Genomic DNA, 22,836 nt, shown 5'->3' with positions numbered 1-22,836 from the left:
AGATTAATCTCACTTCTGACCAAAAGAAGCCTTTAAAGACTGCGCCATAGTCAGAGTATCATGTCTATGCTCAGGATTATTTTCATCCCACGTGCCGTCATTTAAAAAGCGTCCTTTATACAATTGAGTACACAGATGTTCTAACAACTCATCTTGCTCTGCACTCGTAACAGGGCTTTCATTTGCTTTACGTATTTGCTCATTTAAATATTCAGCAGGGGTATCCAAACTAATGGTGTGTATAAAACGACCATATTTGTAATAAGGTTCCGCAAATGAAAAAACTGCTTTTCCTCTAAGTGCAGCTTCAAAACCCACCGTTCCCGTTAACACAAGAATTGAATCAGCTTTTTCAATGACATAATTAGAAGGTGTATAGGTAGGAACAATCGTTACGTCCTTTCTCAACTCCATGTTCTTGTAGAAACCTATCGGCCTTGAGCCTAAAATTGATGGGTGCTCCTTAATAATAATATTAAAATCAGCCGAGTAAGTATCTATAAACTTATCAATCACATTGTAGTAGTCTGCATACGCGACATCATTAACCCAGTAGTCAACTGTGCATTCAGGTACCATTTGTAACGGAATATAAATAGACGGCTTTTGCCTTTCTTTTAAGCACTCTTCCCACGCAGGGTCACCAAAGCTAAGTTTTGGTAAATAATTAAAGTTTAACTGTGAGACCACTTGAGATGACCAATAATGATAATTGAACTTATCGTGTGATAAATAACGCTTGATGAAAAAGTAAGGCACCCTTAGTAAATTAGATAACCAACGCTTTAGAATATATTTAACTGGTGACTTCGTTGATTTAGTGTTGAATGAAGGTACGTACAATGGATTAAGTAACGTTGTTCTTAGTTCATCAGCCAGTTCTTGTGAGCTCTGTGAATTAATTGTGCCCTCACCTTTACTCGTCACTCTAAAGTGGCCATTTACGAATGTTGGTACCAAAAAAATCTTTTTTACTGAAAAGTAATCACAGAAATTATCATATAAATCAAGAATATAAGAATCAACCGTTAAGCTTAAAAAGTAATCTGGGACTCCCTCTTTAAAGCCTGAATGGATTGCAACAGCCATGGCATTTAGATGCTTTCTAGCTTCAGAGTCACTCATCACTCTTAATAGCCGACACCTGAGTACAATCTCGGCTTTCCTTTCTTCACTCAAAATGACATCTATGTTTGCAGTATCTAATGAGGTCGCTTTTAAGTTCTGGTAATAACGATGATTCAGTTGCGAATGATCTACACCCTGATGCTCACTCACAAACACTATATTTGCATTCTCTGGCCATATTTCATTTGCTAGTAGCGAGAATTGTTTAAAATTCCAAGGCCTCACGTAGCAGTATATCAATAAATCTTTCATTAATTTCCCAAAAATATCGTGTTATTTGCTTTTCAGTCTATAAAATATGTACATTGAAGATGATATCGAAAAGCCTAAAAAGCATAGGTATGTTTTTAGCATCAAATTATAGTAACCAGCAGTCCCTTCAAAATTAAACCAGTAGTTACTGCTGAAAGAAATACAGAAGAAGAGTGCTAACAACACAAACATAATCCTATTACTTTTCAAATATGCATGAGCAGAGTTAAGAGAGTTCAACACATTTGCAAGCCCAAATAGAGCGACCATAATAAATGTTGTTTCAAACACATGTTCATAGCCATAAAAGATCTCTGCAAAATATGAAAAAATAATGCTCACCGATCCAATCACCATATAAAATGCGAAACATCGCATTAAAGATAACCGGATTTTCTTTGCCATTTCATCTAGATCATTTGAACTCTTACCAAACTCTACCAAGTTAACATATGAAAATGTCGTTATCGCCACGATAGTCAGTTGCATTATCGCAAAAGATAATGAGTAATCAGCTAACAGCTCTGGAGAGTTTTCCTTCAAAAAAAGACGATCAAAATAGAAAAATGCATATATAACAGCCGTTGATAAGTGCATTAAAAATCCTTTCTTAATACAGCTTATATATGAATCAAGTGATGACGTAGCTAATGTGTTCCCTTTAATATCTTTATTGAGAAGCGCAAAACACGTGGTAAAAATGATAAATGACGCTAAAAAAGAAATAATTAAGTATGAGTAGACACTTATTTCAAAGTAAAAGAATGCTGGCAATAACGCTAGTAATATCACAGATAAAAGTGGTTTAAAGCTCATCGCAGCTAAATAGTCTTCATTTGCTTTCATAATGGACTCTATGACTAGCGCAAACACCGCTAACATAGCGAGCAGCCCTGCTTGCCAATCATAAAATGCAGAGATCAACAAACCGGAAGCGAGAGCATGTACCAAGCCTAAACTGATAAAGTCTAGCTTAAACTTAGCCATGTAAGCATCATACTTTTCCATAAATCGAACGACATACCCTGTGCCAGCGCCAATCAACAGAAACTGTGCAAAAAAAGCAGAAAACTTATAAAACTCAACTTCACCATACGTTTGTTTAGGCAAAAAGTAAGGCATTATCAATGCTTCTAAGCCCATTACACTAAATAGTAAATATCGGCCCAATATTGTTTTTAACACGATACCGTTCGCTTTATTCTTCGTTCGCTTGCACTAAGTCATCTGGTCTACCTAAATCTATCCAGTAACCCATAGACTTGTAGGCGGTCGTTACTTGCTCTTCGCGAACAAGGTCGCTAAAAAGCGTAGGCATATCGTAAAAACTAGATTGAGGAATATAGCCCAGTATCTGTGGTGATATAACATAGATGCCGCTATTAATGTTGAATGCAATTCTAGGCTTTTCACTTAAGCCCGTAATGCGTGCATCGTCTGTTTCTATTACTCCATAAGGCACTACATGCTCGTATTCTTTGACGCACATGGTCGCCACCGATTGGTTCTTGATATGAAATTGAAGCATATCTTTGTAGTCAATCGCGCTCAGTACATCGCCATTGATGACAATCAATGGCTCTTCCATCTGCTCTTCTATCAGAGACAGCGCTCCTGCAGTACCTAAACGGCAGTTTTCTTCAAGATAACGGATGTTGACACCATGCCCATCTCCAGATTTGAAGTACTCTTTGATCACTTCCTTTTTATAATTGACTGCCAGATAGAAATTAATAAACCCTTGCTCTTTAAAGTTCTCAATTATTTTCTCAAGAATAGGTTTTCCTTTCACTTTGAGCATCGGCTTAGGAGTGTCTTTCGTTAGCTCCCCCAAACGACTACCTAAACCACCAGCCATAATGACCACCCAGTTTGACTGAGTGTTAAATTCAACTTCATCAAGCGTAAATATTCTAATAAACTTGTTGTCATTATCTACAAGTGGTACATGACGCCTTTTTATACTTTTTAAGAACTGCACTCTCTCACTGTGTGTCGAGTTAACATTCAAAAGTTTTGGGCTTCTGTTGATGACACTTTCAAGATTCAAGCTATTCTTGATAATCGCTTTGCGAATATCACCATCAGTAATGATACCATACACCTCTCCTTTATCATCAACGACCGGAAGCACACCATTACCATTACCATCAAGTAATTCAATCGCTTCATTAAAGGTCATACCATCAGAGATTTTTAGTATATTATCAGGCATTGTCTCTCCCCATTAAATACTCCGCGTACATAAAATCATCTATAGTATCAATATCTACAGAGCGACTTCTTGGCATTAAGTATGCGAACGTATTATCACTGTAGTACTTCCCTTCCAGCAATAGACTGTGAGTGAAAATAAATATTGCACCATTTGGGTAATAACTAGGTTTCAGAGCTTGCCGGTTATCAATATTGTCAGGAAAAATGTTTTCCAATCTCCCATCATCTTTAAGGTATTTGTGCCAGAAAATAGGGTGTGACTCTTCACAGTAACTTATGACTGAATCTGCATTTTTGTTTTTAAATAACTGAATTGCTTCGTCTATGTCTTTGGTGCTTCTTAAAGGTGATGTAGGCTGAAGCACAATAAAACTGTCTATATTACAGTTATATTCTCGACCTAAGCGCTCTAAAGTATACAGATAGTTATCAATGGCACGAGAATCATCTTGCGCGAGTTCACTGGGGCGTAAGAACGTATCTTCTGCACCAGACTCTAGTCCAATGTTGTAAATCTCAACATCGTCAGTTGAGACGATCACTTTTGATATATGTTCCGACGCTAACGCAGCTTCTATTGTATAAGCAATCATTGGCTTACCATTTAGAAGACGAATATTTTTTCTAGGGAGCCCTTTTGAGCCCCCCCTAGCGGGAATAATCGCTATCATTACAGCAAATCTTCCTTTTGCAGGATGTGGTCAAATTCAAGATCTTTGTTCACCTTCATACCAACAATAAAGTCTGTCATTTCAGGCTTAAGACCTACACCCGGTCTCTTGTAGTCGATATCAGCCGATGTAATAGCTTCGCCAGCTTTTAATGCGCGCGTTAGCACGATACTTCTTCTGAATTCGACCTTTTTCTCGTCCGTTTCATTTGCTGTTATTCTGTAGCTGCCAAGTGCATCTATAATACGTTTCGACCCACTCACAATCGCTTCCATTTCGTCTTTTGTAGCGGACACTTTGTGATCCCAGCCTTCCATATTCTTATCAAGCGTAAAGTGCTTCTCAATGATGCTTGCACCTATACTCACTGCAGCCAATGGAATTTCAGTACCAATAGTGTGATCTGAGAAACCGATACAATAATCTGGGTATGCAGCCATAAGCGTTTTGATATTGTTCAGGTTCACATCGGTATCAACTGGAGGGTATGTTGCCACACAGTGCAAGATAGCAATATTGCTATTCCCTTCAGCTTCAATCGCTTTGACTGCTCGATCTATTTCATACAGCTCGCTTAAACCCGTTGAAATCACCATCGGTTTTTGCTTTTTAGCAAGGTACTGTAGAAAAGGGATATTATTAAGATCCATTGACGCAACTTTAATAAATGGGCTATCTAATTGCTCAACCAAAAAATCCGCCTCTGCCTTATTAAATGGCGTTGAAGTACAATCAATTCCCAGTTCATCAGCAAAGACTTTCATATCCAATAACTCTTGCTCAGATATTGAATACTCTTCTACGATTTTTTCTAGGGTGTAGTCACTTCGTTCTCTATAGTCATCAGCTATAAAGTAGTTATCATCATATTTTTTGCGTGAAAATATTGAGTCTTTTGACCAACTCTGAAATTTAACGCAGTCAGCACCAGCTTCTTTCGCTTCAATAATAAGCTTTTTGGCCAATTCCATATTACCATTATGGTTTGACCCAAGCTCAGCAATGATATAAGGCTTTTTAAAGTTATTAATTTCAAATTTTGGCGTTAATTTCATTTATATAGTTCCTGTACCTTTAGTTTTTCCCACCATAATGGGTAGGCTATAGTTCCAACAAGGTTATTTAAGTTTTTACCATCAAGCATAAGCGCATTCTCGTATAGAGCGTTATATTCATCGCTGTGCTTTCTCATTTCTCGGTAATGTAGTTTCTTTACAGTTAATATTCTCTTTAACTCTTCATGATCATCTTTATTAATACCAACCGCATTATTATCATGCTGTCTATAATATGTCTGCGTATTGCTTGTAAACTTAGCCCTTAGTCCCATCAAAAGAAGACATGAGAAAAAGTACCAATCCACAGCGATTAATTCTTCATTGAAGTCAAAGTAAACATTGTTAATTTTACTAAGATTAACTGCAGTATTAGAAAAGCCTAGTACATTTTTTTCCAGTACATCTTCAGCACATATCACATCATTATCATTCAATCTGTTTGACAAGTAATAATCTTCAACAATTCTTTCACTATCAAAAGTAGAAAAGTCATTAACTAAAATATCGAACTCGTCTAATGATTTTATTGACAACTCAATTCGATTATTAGAGAAGTAGTCATCCACATCTCCAAAAACCACATATTTATACTTATTTAAAATTGAAAAATTAATCAATGATGCTCTATTATTAGCAATTCCACCCGCACTGGGTAACTCGATTATATTTAGTTCCGAGTATTTTTCTATCAATCCTGCTATATCACCATAACCATCATTAACTATCACTAGATCGAAATCTTTATATGTCTGGCTCACCAATGAGTCCATATAGTCTTTGACAAAGCGCTCTTCTACAGGGAAAAATGTGGTAAGGAATGCTGTCTTAGAGCTATTTTTCCTACTAAAGCGAGTGCCTGCTTTAATAAAAGAATTAACAGGAACAATACTATCATGAACAACTATGCTCCCACTGCCACAGAAGCTTCCTCGATTAACAAGCGCTGTGCCATTTATCAATGCACCCGTTGAAATGTGACAATGTTCTCGCACTTCGGCATCATGCTCAATTAATGCTCGGGAATTAATGATGCAATTACGCCTAATTTTCGCATGGCTATTGACTATCGCACCGTGCATGACAATACTTCCCTCATCAATTGAAGCATGTTGCGAAACATATGCTAGGGGCGAAATCACTGTTGCGAGCTTCGCTTTTTGACGTTGTAGCTTTGAGTATATCTTCTCACGCACCGCAGAGCTTTCAATTTGCCCAACCGTAATCATGAAATAGCAGTTCTGGGAAATATATTTATCTATATCTTCATCAGTACCGACGACACTGTAACCAGAAACCTTAGTCCCAACATTATCCGCGACATCAAGAATGCCAACAATATGATAAACACCCTGTGCTTCAATCACATCAATACATGAGCGGCAATGCCCTCCACCTCCAATAAGGATGATAGGTTTTAACTCTTGTGATTGAGCTTTTTGTTCGCAACCCATTCCTTACCCTTATATATGCCAGTTTGTTTGGCAACTCACCGCCATATATTTTAGCATTGTACTTTTACGCTTAAGTATCACATCATCCGTAAAAGTGGCTAAAGTATACATTGTTTTCATAGCTCATATCCAAATGCAGTTATATCGCTCAACCCTTTATGACACACAATCATAGCAACACCATCAAATCGGACTACTTGGTAAATTAACTAACCGCGCCTCAAGTCGTTCTGACACTTCTAAGCAACCTCGCAGTGAATCACGATACATAGGTAAGCGATGCATTAACTGCCATACAGGCCTTGTCATCACGCCTTGGCTGTTAGTTTCTTGCAAAAACCTCTCTCTCGCTTCCTTATCAGGACAAATTACGGCATTTAACCAGTAGTTTGAAGTGGCATAATCAGGCTCTGTTACAAATTGATACTCAGTGCCCGCAAACAGCGCCTGATAACGTGTTGCTAACGCTCGCTTTTTCTTTATATACACTTCAAGGACTTCCATTTGAGCACAACCGAGTGCCGCATTGATGTTCGGCATTCGATAGTTAAAACCCGCTTCGTCATGATAAAACTCATAAGGATGTGGTACTTTTGCCGTGGTCGTTATGTGTTTTGTACGTGCCCCAGATTGGGCATCTTTACACAATACAACGCCTCCACCTCCGGTAGTAATGATCTTATTGCCATTAAAACTAAGCGCACCAAAATCTCCAATAGTGCCAGTATGATGGCCTTTATAAAATGAACCAAGGCTTTCTGCTGCATCTTCGACCAACTTGATCTGCCATTTATTACATACCGTCACAAGCTCATCTATCTGCACAGGATGTCCAAAGGTATGCATCGGCACTACTGCGCTAATACGTTGGCCCGTTTTATTATGTATACAACCTTGGTCAGTTAGCCGTGCATTTTCTGACAAATACTCTTCTAGAGCTTTAGGGCACAGCCCTAAACTAACTGGTGAAATATCGATGAAAACAGGCTCTGCTCCCATGTGATGGAGCGCACTGCACGTTGCAACAAACGTTAGCGCTTGAGTGACGACCAAGTCTCCCCTAGTCACACCAGCCATATACAATGCAGTGTGCAGAGCGGCAGTGCCATTTACCGTAGCAATCGCTTTTTCACTCTGTGTGTAAGCTTCTATGCGTTGCTCAAATTCATCAACAAACTTTCCAACACTCGAGACAAATGTACTGCTGATGGTCTCCTGAACATACTTGCTTTCATTGCCATTGAAACTAGGCGCATGAAGAGGAATAAATTCATTAGTCGAGTACACATCACGTACGAACTTAATAAACTGTGTAGAATTCATCACATTTCCTACATCTTACTATCAAGGTACTTGCCTGTTTCTTTATGTCCAAAGTCAGGAATCATCTTGAAAAACAGCTCAACCAAAGCACCTTTTGACCATGCTCTAGCCTCTTTCATTGTCTCTATCTCGGATTCAAACAGCGCCAGCAGAGCTTGGTCATATTCAGGTTCATTTTTGATCACGCCAAGATTATCGAATCGCGTCATATCAAGTTCTTCGTTATCAGTAAAAAACTCTTCGAAGTCTTTCTCACCGGTCGTATCACTGCTGGTAAACATACATGGCCACTTACCTTCTTTAGGAAGAGAGTGTGCAAGAGCCCTTGCTTCTTCTTCCGTACTACATTGGTGTGCAGTGAAGCCCCTTTGTTCAAGGTATTTAGTGGCAATATCAGCAAATGAAATAAGGTGCAAGGCTTCACTCAATTTTGGGAAAAATATGTCTCGGTTTTCACCGAAAATGCATGACATCAAACATAGCTCACCAGACTCCTGTGGCGTCACAAAGTAGCGCTTAATATCATTTGGCGCCACAATCGGCTGTGCTTTTTGCAAGCGTTGATTAAAACCATGCAACAGTGATCCATCTGAAAAAGCAACATTTGCGAAGCGCGCAGTTGAAATACTTATTTCTTCACTTCTACGCATGAGAAACATTTCCATGATCCGCTTCGATGCCCCCATCATATTGACAGGGTTAGCCGCTTTGTCTGTTGAAACACAAAAATACTTTTTTACGCCTGCATCAATAGACTGCTGGATAGTTTTATCTGTATTGAAAACATTTACATCAATCATACGCATCAATGTAAAAGGATCCTTTTCGCTTCGAACATGCTTAAGAGCTGACAAGTTCAATACATAATCATATTGGCCATCAGCTTTGATAAACGCATCATATTCGATTGAACCAATATCAAGTGCAAACGTCTGAAAATCACCATTGATGTAGCCAAATGAACTGCGGATATCTCGAACAAGCTCAACCATGTTATTTTCGCTGATGTCTACAACATGCAGCTTAGATGGATTGCGCTTAAAAATTTCTTTGGTTACCGCTTGGCCAATAGAGCCTGCTCCCCCAAGCACAAGAAACCTTGATTGCGACACGATACGAGCTAATTCAGCTTCATTTTTGCTTATATCCTGAATAAATAGTTCTTCATTACGACCAATTAAAGGAAGGATATTGCTCATTTACCAAATCCCTTTTGTATCAATTAAGTATTTTGAGTGAAATTGAGAAGCTTTAAATTCTTTATGATCGACTAAAACCACATGAATGTTCGAATTTTCTTGCGCGATTTTCAAGTCTGCTAATTCTACATTATCTAAAACACCTGCTAGATTGGCAATATTTGGCTCTACAGCGAGAACTGCTCCTTGGTGGAACTCAGATATACATTTGGTAATGTTTAATGCAGGACTCTCGCGTAAATCGTCAATATCTGGTTTAAAAGCTAACCCGTAACAAGCAACAGTCACGTCCTTTGCTGTTTTGTCAGGATTATCTTGTAGGTAATCGGAAATAGCTAATTTTACTTTTTCAATTACCCAGCTAGGTTTAGCATCATTAACTTTGCGAGCAGTATGGATCAGATTAGCTTCGTTGGGAGTTTTACTCACGATAAACCAAGGGTCTACCGCAATGCAGTGACCACCTACGCCAGGGCCGGGTTGCAAAATATTGATCCGAGGGTGACGGTTTGCTAGAGCAATAAGCTCCCACACATTTATATCTAACTTATCACATATAACTGATAGTTCATTTGCAAAAGCTATTTGCACATCTCTGCAAGAGTTCTCTGTTAGTTTCGCCATTTCAGCTGTTCTAGTGTTAGTAATCACACACTCCCCCTTAACAAAGGTTTTGTACAACTCAATAGCTTGATTTGAGCACTTTGGTGTCATACCACCAATAACTCTGTCGTTTTCTACTAACTCACGCACTACATGTCCAGGCAATACGCGCTCAGGGCAGTGTGCAATATTAATATCCGCATGTTCTCCAGCTTTTTGTGGGAAAGTTAAGTCTGGGCGAGCTGTGGCAAGCCACTCAGCCATTTGCTCTGTAGCTCCGACAGGAGAGGTCGACTCAAGGACCACCAAATCGCCTTTTTTAAGCACAGGTGCGATTGCTTCACTCGCCTTTTGAATATACGTTAAGTCGGGCTCTGGGATTTTCGAGTCATTATTTTTGAACGGAGTTGGCACTGCTATTAAAAATGCATCTGCTGGTTCTGGTGTGAATGTAGCCTTTAAAAAACCTTCTTTTACCGCCGCATGCACGAGCATATCAAGGTCAGGTTCGACTATGTGAATTTCGCCCTTATTGATAGTATTAATGGCATGTTGATTCACGTCTACACCGATTACTTTCTTCTTACGAGAGGCAAACATCGCTGCCGTTGGCAAGCCAATATAGCCCAAACCAACAACTGAAATTGTGTTAAATGGCATACTTTCCCTTTGAGACTTTATAATTTAAAACGGCTTCTAATATCACTTAATTTGCTAAAATATCGCAGATTCTTTGACATGCATTGCCGTCACCATACGGATTATGAGCTCGACTCATTTGAGCGTAACTTGCTTCATTGACCAATAGTTCGTTTAACGACGAGGTGATTACTTCAACATCGGTCCCCACTAACTTTACCGTTCCAGCTTCCACAGCTTCAGGACGTTCTGTAGTATCTCGCATAACAAGTACGGGTTTACCTAAGCTAGGTGCTTCTTCTTGAATACCACCAGAGTCAGTCAAAATAATATACGCTCTATTCATTAAGTAAACAAAAGGGAGGTACTGCTGTGGCTCGATAAGGTGAACATTATTCACTTCACCCAAAATGCGTTTTACTGGCTCTTGTACATTCGGGTTTAGGTGGACTGGATAAAGAATTTGACACTCGGGGTAAGTACTTGCGGTTTTAGCAAGCGCTTCGCAGATACGTTCAAATCCACCACCAAAGCTTTCTCTTCGGTGACCTGTAACTAAGATAAGCTTTTTGCTCTCATCCAACATGGGGAATTGTGCAGCTAGAGTATTGCTTAGATCAGAGTCTGTTTCTATTTGATGCTTAACCATTAGCAAAGCATCGATCACTGTGTTACCAGTAACAAATATATTTTCATCATGGTAATTTTCAACTAGCAAGTTTTGTTTAGAGGTCTCAGTGGGAGCAAAGTGGAATCTGGTTAGCGCCCCTGTAAGCTTGCGGTTCGCTTCTTCTGGCCATGGAGAGTATATATTGCCTGTACGCAACCCCGCTTCGACATGACCAACCGAAATTTGTTCATAATAAGCTGCTAAGCTTGCTGCAAATGTGGTTGCAGTATCGCCATGCACTAAGACCACGTCTGGCTTAAACTCTTTAAGTACTGGGGTAAGCTCTAATAAAATTCGACCTGTCACTTCTGGTAGCGTCTGCCCAGCTTTCATTAGGTTTAAATCATAGTCAGGTGTAATTTTGAATAACTCTAGTACCTGATCTAACATCTCTCTGTGCTGTGCAGTAACACATACTTTGGCATCAAAGCGTACATCTTGCTTTAGAGCGTGTACTAAAGGTGCCATTTTAATTGCTTCTGGTCTTGTTCCGAATACTGTAAGTACTTTCACAGAGTGTCCCTTTATTTTTTCTGCTGGTTTATTTAGAAATGCCGATTGGATTTTAGGAAGCTTTACTTGTCTTATTCAGCCTTCCTATTCATAACGCCCTATACCTTTCGTGCAGAGCTATTATTCTACGAATTAAATTCGCAATTGAGTAACCTTGATTGGGTATCTTTCAATATCAACATAATGCGGCTTTATACATATTGAGTTGTTATGTTGCATCAACTCTGGCTTGCCCTATGTCTCACAATAACGACTCATCTTATCGGTCGTAACGTAAAATCGCTGCTACGAGTCGTAATGTAAAATCGCTGCTACGGGTCGTAACGTAAAGTCGCTGCTACGAGTCGTAACATAAAGTCGCTGCTACGAGTCGTAACATAAAGTCGTTGCTACGGGCCGCGACGTAAAGTCACTGCCACAGGTCGTAACGTAAAGCACTGCCACGGGTCGCGATATAAAGTCGCTGCTACTGGTCGCAGCGACATAACCTGCTATGCTTTGTCTGACTTGTACTCGTAGTTGTAATATCCATAATACCCATATGCATTGCTGGATTTACGAACCACACCGTTGAACACAACACCTTTTACATCGATGCCATTTTGCTCAAAACGGTTACGTGTAATTTCTAGTTCTTTTGCATGGTTTTGTCCAAATCGGGTAACGAGTAGCGTTGTGCCAGCATGTGCACTCACAATAGCAGGGTCTGTTACCGCTAAGATTGGTGGTGTATCGATAATCACCAAATCGTATATTTTACTGACCTCATCCACTAACTTGGTGAAGTTTTGGTGCATTAATAGCTCCGAAGGGTTCGGTGGGATTTGACCGCGAGTCATTACATCTAATCCTTCTACTTGCGTATTTTTTATCGTTTGAATTAACGCTAAACGACCAGATAGATAATCGCTTAAGCCATCATCCCATTTCATACCAAACTGTGTTTGTAAGTAGCCTTTGCGCATATCTCCGTCTATTACAAGAACTTTTTTACCGCTTTGTGCAAGGACGGTCGCTAAGTTGACTGTAATAAATGACTTACCAACACCCGGGCTTGGACCAGAAATAGCAATAACGTTGTTTTTAGCTTCTAACATAGCGAAGTGTAAACTTGTTCTTAAGCTGCGTAACGCCTCAACAGAGAGGTCAGCAGGGTTATCAATCGCCAGGATAGATTTTGCTTTTGCAGTTTTACCTTTCCGCGCTCTGGCAAAACCAGTCAGTTTCATTTGATATTCAGAGAATGGAACGCTTGCATAAACAGGTAAGCCTAACGCTTCAATTTCAGCAGGATCCTCAATGCCTTTATGTAGTGCTTTTTGAATCAGTACAATCGCAATGGCTAACATACCACCGAGCATGGTTGCCATCACAACGATTAGTGCTTTTTGAGGTTTGACTGGCTGGGTTGTATTTACCTCTGCATAATCTACTATGCGAACGTTACCTACCGTACCCGCACGTACAATATCTAGCTCTTGAGTTTTACCCAAAAGCAGCGTATAGATTTCGTTATTTACCTCTACATCACGTTTTAAGCGTAATAGTTCGCGCTGAGTCTCTGGTAAGCCTTGAACTTCACCAGCCAATTCGTTGCGTTGACGCTTTACGGTGTCTATTTGCTCTACCACACCGCGGTAAGAGGGGTGTTCACGTTTAAATTTACGGCCAAGCTCTAAACGTTTTAATTCTAATTCTTGCAATTTAGTTTCCAATGCAACTATTTGCTCTAAAACGCCCTGTGTTTCTAGACTAATATCAATGGACTCTTGGCGAATTTGGTAGTCATTAAAGGCTTTTTCTGCACGTTCTAGGTTACGTTTAACTTCTGGAAGCTGCACCTCTAAAAATTCAAGAGACTGCTGCGCCTCCGCGCTGTTACGCTCTACATTACGTCGAACGTATATACTGGCAACTTTATCGAGGACTTTTTCTGCATAGGAAGGGGTTTTATCTTGCAATGCAAGATTGATAATACCTGAATCTTTACCTTTTTCAGATGCAGAAATTGCCCCTTGTAAGTCTAATATAGTTTGAAGTCTATTACGTTTTACAATTGAGAATTCAGTACCAGGTCGTGCGATAAGTGTTTTAATGGTTAATTCAAACTGGCCTGCTTTAATCTCTTGCCCAACTTTACCAGAAAGCACCTCTTCATCATCTGCATTTAGTAGAACAAAACTATCATCCGCTTGCGCTAATAATGTAAACCCTGCGCCCTCTGCGCTTTTAGGCACTCTAAACCGATGGATCTCTACCTTTTCACCACCCCACGCATAAGAGCTTGCGCCAAAGCTTGGTTCCGCAACTTCACCTTCAGTTTGTGGTACAAACTTACGAAAGCTTCGCCCCCCAAATAGAGGGAACAATCTTGGTTCTACTACTATATCTAGGTTAAGTGTATCTACCGCTTCACCTATAATACTTCTTGATTTAAGTAGCTCGATTTCTGTTACCGCGGCAGAGGTACTTTCAAACATACCAGACATGTCGTCAAAACCTGGGACTGAACCGCCTTTTTCTTCTACCTGTACCATTGCGGTTGCTTGGTAGATTGGCGTGCTAAATATCGCGTAAGCTACACCTAGCAGCATAAATAATGACGTAATACCGGCAATAAACCATTTGGCGTCTAATAAAGCACCAAAGAGTGCCATTAAGTCGATCTCTTGCGTATCTTCTTGTTTAGATTTTTGCGGAGAGATTAGATTTGGCTGAGCATTCATATACTCGCAATTCCTTATAAATACTGTTGCCAAGCGCCGCAGGCGCTATCGATAAGCTCATATACGTGTTCAAACGCTTCTTTAGACTGGCGGTATGGATCGGGGATTTCTTTATCGCCAATCCATTTACCGAGTAAAAAGGTTTTACCGCGAGCTTGGGGGTAACGGCTACATAAGTCATCAAGGTGCCTATGTTCCATTACTAAGATTAGACTGTTTTGCGCAACAAGCGCACCACTGAGCTGACGCCCTTGATGCTCACTCATGTCGATACCTTGCGCCTTAGTAAGTTCTTGTGCCATTGCATCAGCAGATTTACCTTCTAACGCGGTTAAGCCCGCTGACGACACTTGAATATTCTTACCCGCCAATTTGCTTTTTAATACATATTCTGCAGTTGGGCTGCGGCAAATATTGCCAGCGCAAACCATTAATACACTATCAAACATGAGCAATCACACTATTGGTTTTCAATATCTTGAATTGCATCCACGGTTGATAGCGAAGGCAATAGTAAGCTGATAACTTTGTTCCAACGAGCAAGTGGCGCGCTGGTAACGTACACAATATCTTGAGGTTGCAGTTCAAACTGCTCTGCAAGTACCAATGAGGCAACATTTTTTGCGTGTAGTTGATATACATCTGCAAGTACGCCGTCTTTTTGTAGGTTGCGTTTACGCAGTACAAAAACACCATTAGCATCAGCTGTGCGCTCATTAAAGCCACCTACATCAGTAAGTGCTTCGGCTAAACTCAAGCCATAACGGTTTACGTCTACTTTACCTGCTTTAATTACGTCTCCTAACACATAAACATTACGCTTGTCATTGCGGCTGATATGAATAATATCGCCATGTTGCAACAAACGGTTTTGTGAAATATCGCCCTCGGCGTAGAAATCATCGAGTTGAATAACCTCTGTTTTCTCACCGCGAGTAAAAGTTACGGTTTCCCAATCAGCACTTTCTGTTAAACCGCCGGCTTGGTTTATTGCATCAATTAGCGTGACCGGCGTTTCTGTGATTGGGTATACACCCGGTTTTGTTACCTCGCCAGTTACATATGTTTTTTGACTTCTAAAACCAACCACTTTGACATCGATTTGGGGTTCTTCGATAACACGGCTTAAGCGTTTAGTAAGATCTTCACGTAACTCATTTACTGTTCTACCTGCTGCCGGAACTTTTGGGGCGTAGGCAAAATTAATAGTGCCGTCGGCTTGAACACGGAAACCATCAAACTCGGCTGTTCTTTGTACCGCAGCCGGGATTGTAAGTTCAGGGTGATCCCAAACGCCAATTGTAATGACATCCCCAACGCCTAAACGATATTCGTAGTTTGAGACATCGATACCAGCAAGTGACGAACGGTCAATTTTTTTGGCTTGTTTGATTTTGTGCTCTTGAACTAACTGAGAGTCGATGATGTGAATATTTACTTTTTCTAAGTCGCGTTCTAGATTTGCGGTTTGTTCACCAGAGCCGATTCCTTCAAAATGGCCACCAGGAACAAGTGTACAGCCGCTCATTGTCATCAGAACGGCTGAAGCAATGATAGTTTTACAGCGTAGCGCCATTGTTTCTTCCCAAAAGTGTTGTAATCTTTTCTTTTAATTACTTTTATTGCCCTTTATTAAATAGTAGAGGTGCAATAAAAATTTCGTGGGCTAATTAAAGCATGCACGATTGTTAATCGCAAGTGAGTACTAGGTTTTGCGCAAGATCTCACTCTATATTCTATGTTTTTACCTAGAGATGTGGTTAAAAGCCTATATCAAGTTTGAGTTCATTTTTTTAGATTGTTATTTTTGTTGTTTCTTAATTTGCAATTTAATCTTTGGTCCTTGGTGGTGGCATAAAGCTGCTATGTCTGAGTTTGAACCATTTTGTCGCGACATAAAGTCGCTGCTACGGCTGAGTTTGAACCTTTTGTCGCGGCGTAAAGTCGCTGCTACGGCTAAGTCTGAACCATTCAGTCGCGACATAAAGTCGCTGCTACGGCATTTAGGCACGCTTCCGCCCTTAGGTTGTAGCTCCTAAATGCTGGTTTCGGTTTAAGTAAAAGATCGCGAGGTGAACTCGCTCCTACCATATTGGCCTAAGGTGTTTATGTCTTTGCGGGGTAAAACCGCTGCTGAACCATTCTGTCGCGACATAAAGTCGCTACTACGGCATTCAGGCACGCTTCCGCCCTTAGGTTGCAGCTCCTAAATGCTGGGTTTCGGTTTAAGTAGAAGATCGCGAGGTGAACTCGCTCCTACCACGTTGACCAAAGATGTTTATGTCTTCGCGGCGTAAAGCCGCTGCTACGGCATTCAGGCACGCTTCCGCCCTTAGGTTGCAGCTCCTAAATGCTGGTTTTAGTTTTAGTGAAAGATCGCGAGATGAACTCGCTCCTACCACATTGACCTAAGGTGTTTATGCCTTTGCGGGGTAAAACCGCTGCTGAACCATTCTGTCGCGACATAAAGTCGCTGCTACGGCATTTAAGCACGCTTCCGGCCTTAGGTTGAGCTCCTAAATGCTGGTTTTAGTTATAGTAAAAGATCGCGAGGTGAACTCGCTCCTACCACATTGGCCCAAGGTGTTTATATCTTCGCGGCGTAAAGCCGCACTAAAACCATTCTGTCGCGACATAAAGTCGCTGCTACGGCATTCAGGCACGCTTCCGCCCTTAGGTTGTAGCTCCTAAATGCTGGTTTCGGTTTAGGTAAAAGATCGCGAGGTGAACTCGCTCCTACCACATTGGCCTAAGGTGTTTATATCTTCGCGGCGTAAAGCTGCACTAGAACCATTCTGTCGCGACATAAAGTCGCTGCTACGGCATTCAGGCACGCTTCCGCCCTTAGGTTGCAGCTCCTAAATGCTGGTTTTAGTTTTCGTAAGAGATCGCGAGGTAAACTCGCTCCTACCACATTGACCTAGGGCGTTTATGTTCTCCCGGCGTAAAGCCGCGTCTGAACAATTTTGTCGCGACATAAAGTCGCTGCTACGGCATTCAGACACGCTTCCACCCTTAGGTTGTAGCTCCTAAATGCTGGTTTTAGTTTTGGTAAAAGATCGCGAGGTGAACTCGCTCCTACCACATTGACCCAGGTGATTATGTTTTCGCGGCGTAAAGTCGCTGCTACGGCATTTAAGCACGCTTCCGCCCTTAGGTTGCAGCTCCTAAATGCTGGTTTTAGTTTTCGTAAGAGATCGCGAGGTGAACTCGCTCCTACCACGTTGACCTAAGGTCTTTATGTATTCGCGACATAAAGTCGCTGCTACGAAATGGTTTGAGCTTTTAAATTACGGCTACAAAATTGCTAACGTTCCGCTATGTGAATGTAATCGCTCTAACAACGTGAAGAAGTTTACAGTCAAACCAGAGTACACCTTTTTTATAACAATTAAATAAGAATAAAGGGTGAAGTTTTTATTGTACCTTTTTTATTGTACAGTTATCAACAACGATTTGTGCGTAATGGTTAAGCAGTTTAATTAATAAAATGCTACGTAGTTCTCCATCAGGTTGTTGATATATGGCGTGAATGTCTTTGTAACAGCCGTCTGTTAACTGAACCAAATCGCCTTCTTGAAGGTCGAGCTCGTCCGCGATTTCATTTTTATTCATTAGTTGAGCGACGAGTTCATCTGGCACCATTTGCAGATCGGTACCATAACGAATAAAGTCAGAAACACCGCGAGTGTTTTTTACCGCAGAAAAGTGTGAAGAATGTGGATCTAGCTTAACAAATAAATATCGTGGAAACAGCGGTTGCTCCACCGCCTTTGAGCTAGAGGTTTTTCTTTTTACGAAAGTTGGGAAGCAAGACTCTATCCCTTGATTTTGAAGATTTGACTGTGCTCTGTGTTCTTGTTTTGGTTTACAGTAGAGCAAATACCAGCATTCCATGCGTTGCGTTCCCTAAAAAAATAAGCCTAACGAATTAGGCCTACTATTATACGTATATTCTCAATTAGGTCTAGCCTAGTCACTGCCAAAAAGGTCTCTTGTGTAGACTTTTTCGGTAACGTCTTGTAACTCTTCGACCATACGATTAGAGATGATTACATCACAGCTACGTTTGAATACATCTAGGTTATTTTCTACTCTCGAATTAAAGAAAGTTGCCTCTTTCAGTACTGGCTCATAAACAACGACTTCAACACCTTTCGCTTTTATGCGCTTCATCACCCCTTGAATAGATGAGGCTCTAAAATTGTCGGATCCTGCCTTCATGATCAGGCGATAAATCCCTACAGTTTTGGGATTACGCTTTAGAATGGACTCAGCGATAAAATCCTTTCTTGTTGTGTTTGCATCAACAATCGCTTGAATGATGTTGTTTGGTACGTCTTTGTAGTTCGCTAGTAGCTGCTTGGTGTCCTTAGGTAGGCAATATCCGCCATATCCGAAAGACGGGTTATTATAATGATCACCAATTCTTGGGTCTAAGCACACCCCTTCGATAATTTGCTTTGTGTTTAAACCATGAGACTCTGCGTAGCTATCTAACTCATTAAAGTAGGCTACGCGCATCGCCAAATAAGTGTTCGAGAATAATTTGATCGCTTCGGCTTCTGTTGACCCACTAAAAAGCACATCTATATCTGCTTTTAATGCCCCCTGTTGAAAAAGGTTAGCTATAACTTGTGCATATTCTGATTTAGCACCAATTATGATCCGTGATGGATATAAATTATCGTGGAGCGCTTTACCTTCTCTTAAGAATTCAGGAGAAAATATAATACTCTCATAGCTAAACTGCTCCCTAGCTTTACGAGTGAAACCCACAGGAACTGTAGACTTTATTACGATCTTCGCCTGAGAATTGATAGACAGCAATTCACCGATTACATTTTCTACACTACTTGTATTAAAAAAGTTCGTCTTTGGATCATAATCAGTTGGTGTAGCGATTATAACAAGCTCAGCGTTACCAAAAGCACTCTTTGCACATGTTGTGGCTACTAATTCGAGCTCTTTCGAAAGCAGATACTCTGAAATCTCAGGGTCATAGAAAGGCGAAATCTTATCATTCACCAAGCGCACCTTGGACTCGTTTATATCTAGCAATGTAACTTGATTATGCTGCGCGAGAAGAATTGCGTTGGAAAGCCCAACATAACCTGCACCAACAACTGTTATCTTCATAGTTTTAGCCTCTTTTCAACTCTCAGCTTACTATAAGTAAAGAAGATGACAGTTAAGTGGACGCATTTAGCTCTCTAGCTGACTTTGCACTTGAAGAACCATAATATTTCAACCGCTCCGGATACAACGCGGTCATAACAATAATCAGTCCAACAATAGCATATACACTATTCATCGAGCTGACTGATGCTCCATTTAAAAATAAAATACTGATGCAGGCAAGTCTTGCTCGCGGCGAAACATCGCTCAATTTGAGTAGCTGATTCACTGCCAAAAAGATAAATAACAATCCTAAAAAGCCATGGTCAAATACCGCTCTAGTGAGATAAGTATGTAATATAACTGAGTAACACACTCCTGGCTTACCTGCACTAAATAGTGATTGGTAATACTGCAGCCTTGTGCACACACTTTCGGGCATTGCTGTAAGTGTTTGCGAACCAATCAAATATTCTTGCCACCCCCAACTTGAGATCGCTTTCAAAAAGCCTTGGAAAAAAACCACCCTATCGATTGCTTCAATATCACCGCCCGACAAACGACTAATAAAGGTTGCTGCGACACCGGCTGCAATTATAGCAACAACAAGCAACTTAATGATGGTCTTCCAACCAAAATCCTTAATATAGAAAATGGTGAACATTGCAAGAAAGCAGATCACACCAGAACGAGAACCTGAAAGAAAAGTAACCATACCTAATGCCATCCAGTCGAATAATGACAAAGAGCGATTAAAGCCCCATATTGCACACCCTAATAGCAATACAAACATAATTTCATAGTTATTTTCGGTAAAAATACCTGGCCGACCTTCTTGCCCAAGGCCAATCCAGATGACATACTTGATGAAAAATAGTAGCAGAAGAATATGCCAAAAACGTCGCAGTAGCTTTTCTTCGAATAACACTTTAGAGGAAAAAAATGACAATAAAGCGAGATAAAAAAAAGTTTTATAGGCAATAAAGTAATCTACAGGATGGATACCGCGAGCCTTAGCTAAGGCTAACGTAATAATTAAATAAAGCAGGCTACAACTGAACACTAGCCATGCGCTTGGGCACATGCGCTTAGCAACAAACAAAAAAGTACATAAAACCAGCAATTCGAAAATAGCATTAGTTGGCAGCACATGGTATTGACCAATAATACCAATACTCATGATTGCTAATGTTAGAAAGAAAAACAGAAACTGCTTTCTAACCATGCTTATCTCCGATGCTTTAAAGCCATATAGCTACGAGCGATCCAGCTCTTTGGCATTATTAGTAAGAAAAAAGCCGCTACGCGATACCTATCCCATTGTAATAAAGGGTGGGTTAGCAAAAGCTTTAATGCTTTCATGCGATTACCAATGAGTAAATTACTTTTTACACTGCTCATCACGGTAAGGTGTTGTAGGTATTTTACACTTCCAATAAGCTCATTAGGCACAATACCATCATCCAGCAAACGCTGAAATTCAAAAATATGTGGAGATGGCTGCTCAAAATCCGACGGCGACTGCCCAACACTAGAAGCTGTTAAATCATACATCACAGACACAGACTTGTCATAAGCAATTGGCCACTGACAAGCAACGCTACCCCATACGGCCTGATCTTCACCTAGGCTTAATCCTTCTTTAAACCCACCGACTTTTAGCAAGCTATCTTTTGCAATGCAAACAGATGACGAAGTTATTGGTAAATCAGCATTACAACACGCTAAAAAATAATCTTGCAGCAACCCTCTATTTTCTAGCAAATGTTGATTTTTGGCAGCTCGCTTCCCTTCCACTGTATTGAACTCATAGCCAGTACAAAAAATACGTGCATCGGGAAAGGTTTGATAAAGAGATTGAATATTAGACAAAAAGTCATCATGCCAAACATCATCAGCATCCAAGAATGCGACAAACTCAGCGTTAGCAGCACGAACACCAACATTTCTTGCAGCAGAAACGCCTTTGTTAGCCTGCTGTAATAATCTCACCTTACTGCTGTTTATTTTTTCAACTACACTCGCTCCAGCATCAGTGGAGCCATCGTCTACGACGATGATCTCACTCGCTGGATGTTTTTGAGATAGTACAGAATGAACAGCTCGTTCAATATATTCAGCTTTATTAAAAAGCGGAATAACTACAGAAATATTCATTCTTTTAAGCACTCACAAGCAAAATTATTCGACACTGTCGGCGCATAAATATCCATGCATAGGCAGACTCAGTACTGACTTAGCCAGTTTTTCAGCAATCGGAAAATCACCTTCCTTATGACCTAAATGCTCAAAAGCACTTTGCTGATGCATACAGGTGCCATAGTAAATCATGGTCGGAATGCCTTGTTCTTTATATGATTGCATTACCTGTTCACGATTATCTACTTGGATAGTGTATTGCGCCCATGAACTTAGATATCCCTCAGGCACAAAAGGCGCAACAAACTGCGGCTGAAGATCATTGCTATAGTTCTTGGCAGCGCGGTTACGATTCTCCAACTCGGTCGGAAAAGCAGCAAGCTTCTCCAATAAAATAGCTGCTTGAATTGTATCTAATCGGCTATTCATGCCGATGCGAACATTATCGTACTTGTCTTTGCCTTTACCATGCACTCGTAGAGATTGTAATAATGCAGCATATTCATCGTTATCGGTAAATAGCGCCCCACCATCACCATAGCACCCTAATGGCTTAGCTGGGAAAAAGCTGGTTGTAGCTATGTCGGCAAAAGAGCCTGCTCGTTTGCCATCAATCTCACCACCAAACCCTTGCGCTGCGTCTTCAATAATCTTTAGTTGATATTTATCCGCAATTTCCTTAATCGCTGGATAATCAGCAGGTAAGCCGAATAAATCCACAGCCATAATCACTTTAGGTGTCAATTCACCAGCGTCTATTACCTGCTTAATTCGGTTTTCAAGATCGATTGGACAAATATTGAATGTTTTTGCGTCAGAATCGACAAATACAGGAGTCGCTCCCGCAAAAGCGATAGTCTCAGCAGAAGCGAAAAATGTAAAAGTTGGACAAAAGACGGCGTCTCCAGCCTTTACATCTAATGCCATCAGAGCTAAAGACAGCGCGTCAGTACCGTTAGCACAAGTGATTGTATGCTTTACACCTACATAATCAGACAATGCGGCTTCAAGCTCTTGTACTTCTGGCCCCATAATATACTGACCATGTTCTAATACCGCTGCGATCCGTGTATCTATTTTTGTTTTTAAATGCTGATACTGTGCAGCTAAGTCGATAAATTGCATTACA

19 protein-coding genes are annotated in these 22,836 nt (G+C 40.6%); all 19 read right to left on the bottom strand.

What is annotated here, in order from left to right; translation table 11 throughout:
• Positions 1-9: 9 nt before the first annotated feature.
• The 19 genes from NO992_RS14385 to NO992_RS14295 all read right to left on the bottom strand — a co-directional run bounded on the left by NO992_RS14385 (position 10) and on the right by NO992_RS14295 (position 22,832).
• Complete coding sequence (locus NO992_RS14385) at positions 10-1,380, bottom strand: hypothetical protein (protein ID WP_371378254.1); 1,371 nt, start codon at positions 1,378-1,380, stop codon at positions 10-12.
• A gap of 21 nt (positions 1,381-1,401) precedes the next feature.
• On the bottom strand, positions 1,402-2,523 hold the full coding sequence (locus NO992_RS14380) for a hypothetical protein (protein WP_371378251.1): 1,122 nt from the start codon (positions 2,521-2,523) through the stop codon (positions 1,402-1,404).
• A 55-nt stretch (positions 2,524-2,578) separates the two neighbouring features.
• Complete coding sequence (locus NO992_RS14375) at positions 2,579-3,595, bottom strand: nucleotidyltransferase family protein (RefSeq protein WP_371378249.1); 1,017 nt, start codon at positions 3,593-3,595, stop codon at positions 2,579-2,581.
• A complete protein-coding gene (locus NO992_RS14370; RefSeq protein WP_371378247.1) occupies positions 3,588-4,268 on the bottom strand; it encodes a cytidylyltransferase domain-containing protein in 681 nt (226 codons plus the stop codon). Before NO992_RS14370 ends, NO992_RS14375 begins: the two co-directional genes overlap by 8 nt.
• On the bottom strand, positions 4,268-5,323 hold the full coding sequence (locus NO992_RS14365; RefSeq protein WP_371378244.1) for an N-acetylneuraminate synthase family protein: 1,056 nt from the start codon (positions 5,321-5,323) through the stop codon (positions 4,268-4,270). Before NO992_RS14365 ends, NO992_RS14370 begins: the two co-directional genes overlap by 1 nt.
• Positions 5,320-6,777: a glycosyltransferase gene (locus tag NO992_RS14360; protein ID WP_371378241.1), complete on the bottom strand. Its 1,458-nt coding sequence runs from the start codon at positions 6,775-6,777 to the stop codon at positions 5,320-5,322. Before NO992_RS14360 ends, NO992_RS14365 begins: the two co-directional genes overlap by 4 nt.
• A 183-nt stretch (positions 6,778-6,960) precedes the next feature.
• Positions 6,961-8,100, bottom strand: a complete 1,140-nt coding sequence (locus tag NO992_RS14355; protein WP_371378238.1) for a LegC family aminotransferase — start codon at positions 8,098-8,100, stop codon at positions 6,961-6,963.
• Between the two features lie 8 nt (positions 8,101-8,108).
• A complete protein-coding gene (locus NO992_RS14350) occupies positions 8,109-9,299 on the bottom strand; it encodes a UDP-N-acetylglucosamine 4,6-dehydratase (RefSeq protein ID WP_371378235.1) in 1,191 nt (396 codons plus the stop codon).
• Positions 9,300-10,562, bottom strand: a complete 1,263-nt coding sequence (gene wecC / locus NO992_RS14345) for a UDP-N-acetyl-D-mannosamine dehydrogenase (RefSeq protein WP_371378232.1) — start codon at positions 10,560-10,562, stop codon at positions 9,300-9,302.
• Positions 10,563-10,608: 46 nt separating this feature from the next.
• Positions 10,609-11,724: a non-hydrolyzing UDP-N-acetylglucosamine 2-epimerase gene (wecB, locus tag NO992_RS14340; protein ID WP_371378229.1), complete on the bottom strand. Its 1,116-nt coding sequence runs from the start codon at positions 11,722-11,724 to the stop codon at positions 10,609-10,611.
• 491 nt (positions 11,725-12,215) lie between these two features.
• Entirely contained in the window at positions 12,216-14,450 is a 2,235-nt protein-coding gene (locus tag NO992_RS14335) for a polysaccharide biosynthesis tyrosine autokinase (protein ID WP_371378226.1), read from the bottom strand.
• Between the two features lie 14 nt (positions 14,451-14,464).
• Positions 14,465-14,899 carry a low molecular weight protein-tyrosine-phosphatase gene (locus NO992_RS14330; RefSeq protein ID WP_010368554.1) on the bottom strand — a complete coding sequence of 145 codons (435 nt, stop codon included), beginning with the start codon at positions 14,897-14,899 and terminating at the stop codon, positions 14,465-14,467.
• An 11-nt stretch (positions 14,900-14,910) separates the two neighbouring features.
• Complete coding sequence (locus NO992_RS14325; protein WP_371378223.1) at positions 14,911-16,026, bottom strand: polysaccharide export protein; 1,116 nt, start codon at positions 16,024-16,026, stop codon at positions 14,911-14,913.
• Between the two features lie 225 nt (positions 16,027-16,251).
• Entirely contained in the window at positions 16,252-16,434 is a 183-nt protein-coding gene (locus tag NO992_RS14320; protein ID WP_010368557.1) for a hypothetical protein, read from the bottom strand.
• A gap of 1,433 nt (positions 16,435-17,867) precedes the next feature.
• Positions 17,868-18,347, bottom strand: coding sequence for a transcription/translation regulatory transformer protein RfaH (gene rfaH / locus NO992_RS14315; protein ID WP_010368560.1), 480 nt, complete (start codon positions 18,345-18,347; stop codon positions 17,868-17,870).
• A 75-nt stretch (positions 18,348-18,422) separates the two neighbouring features.
• Positions 18,423-19,589: a nucleotide sugar dehydrogenase gene (locus NO992_RS14310; protein WP_253104245.1), complete on the bottom strand. Its 1,167-nt coding sequence runs from the start codon at positions 19,587-19,589 to the stop codon at positions 18,423-18,425.
• 52 nt (positions 19,590-19,641) lie between these two features.
• Positions 19,642-20,793 carry a hypothetical protein gene (locus tag NO992_RS14305; RefSeq protein ID WP_253104242.1) on the bottom strand — a complete coding sequence of 384 codons (1,152 nt, stop codon included), beginning with the start codon at positions 20,791-20,793 and terminating at the stop codon, positions 19,642-19,644.
• 2 nt (positions 20,794-20,795) lie between these two features.
• Positions 20,796-21,725 (bottom strand): glycosyltransferase family A protein, encoded by a 930-nt coding sequence (locus NO992_RS14300; protein ID WP_305776867.1) that lies wholly within the window; start codon positions 21,723-21,725, stop codon positions 20,796-20,798.
• 24 nt (positions 21,726-21,749) lie between these two features.
• Positions 21,750-22,832: a DegT/DnrJ/EryC1/StrS family aminotransferase gene (locus NO992_RS14295; protein WP_371378217.1), complete on the bottom strand. Its 1,083-nt coding sequence runs from the start codon at positions 22,830-22,832 to the stop codon at positions 21,750-21,752.
• Between the last annotated feature and the right edge of the window lie 4 nt (positions 22,833-22,836).

It is taken from the genome of Pseudoalteromonas sp. DY56-GL79, assembly GCF_041414765.1.
GTDB lineage: Bacteria > Pseudomonadota > Gammaproteobacteria > Enterobacterales > Alteromonadaceae > Pseudoalteromonas > Pseudoalteromonas piscicida.
Note: the sequence above shows the minus strand (reverse complement) of the source record. Positions and strands in the feature narration are given on the sequence as shown.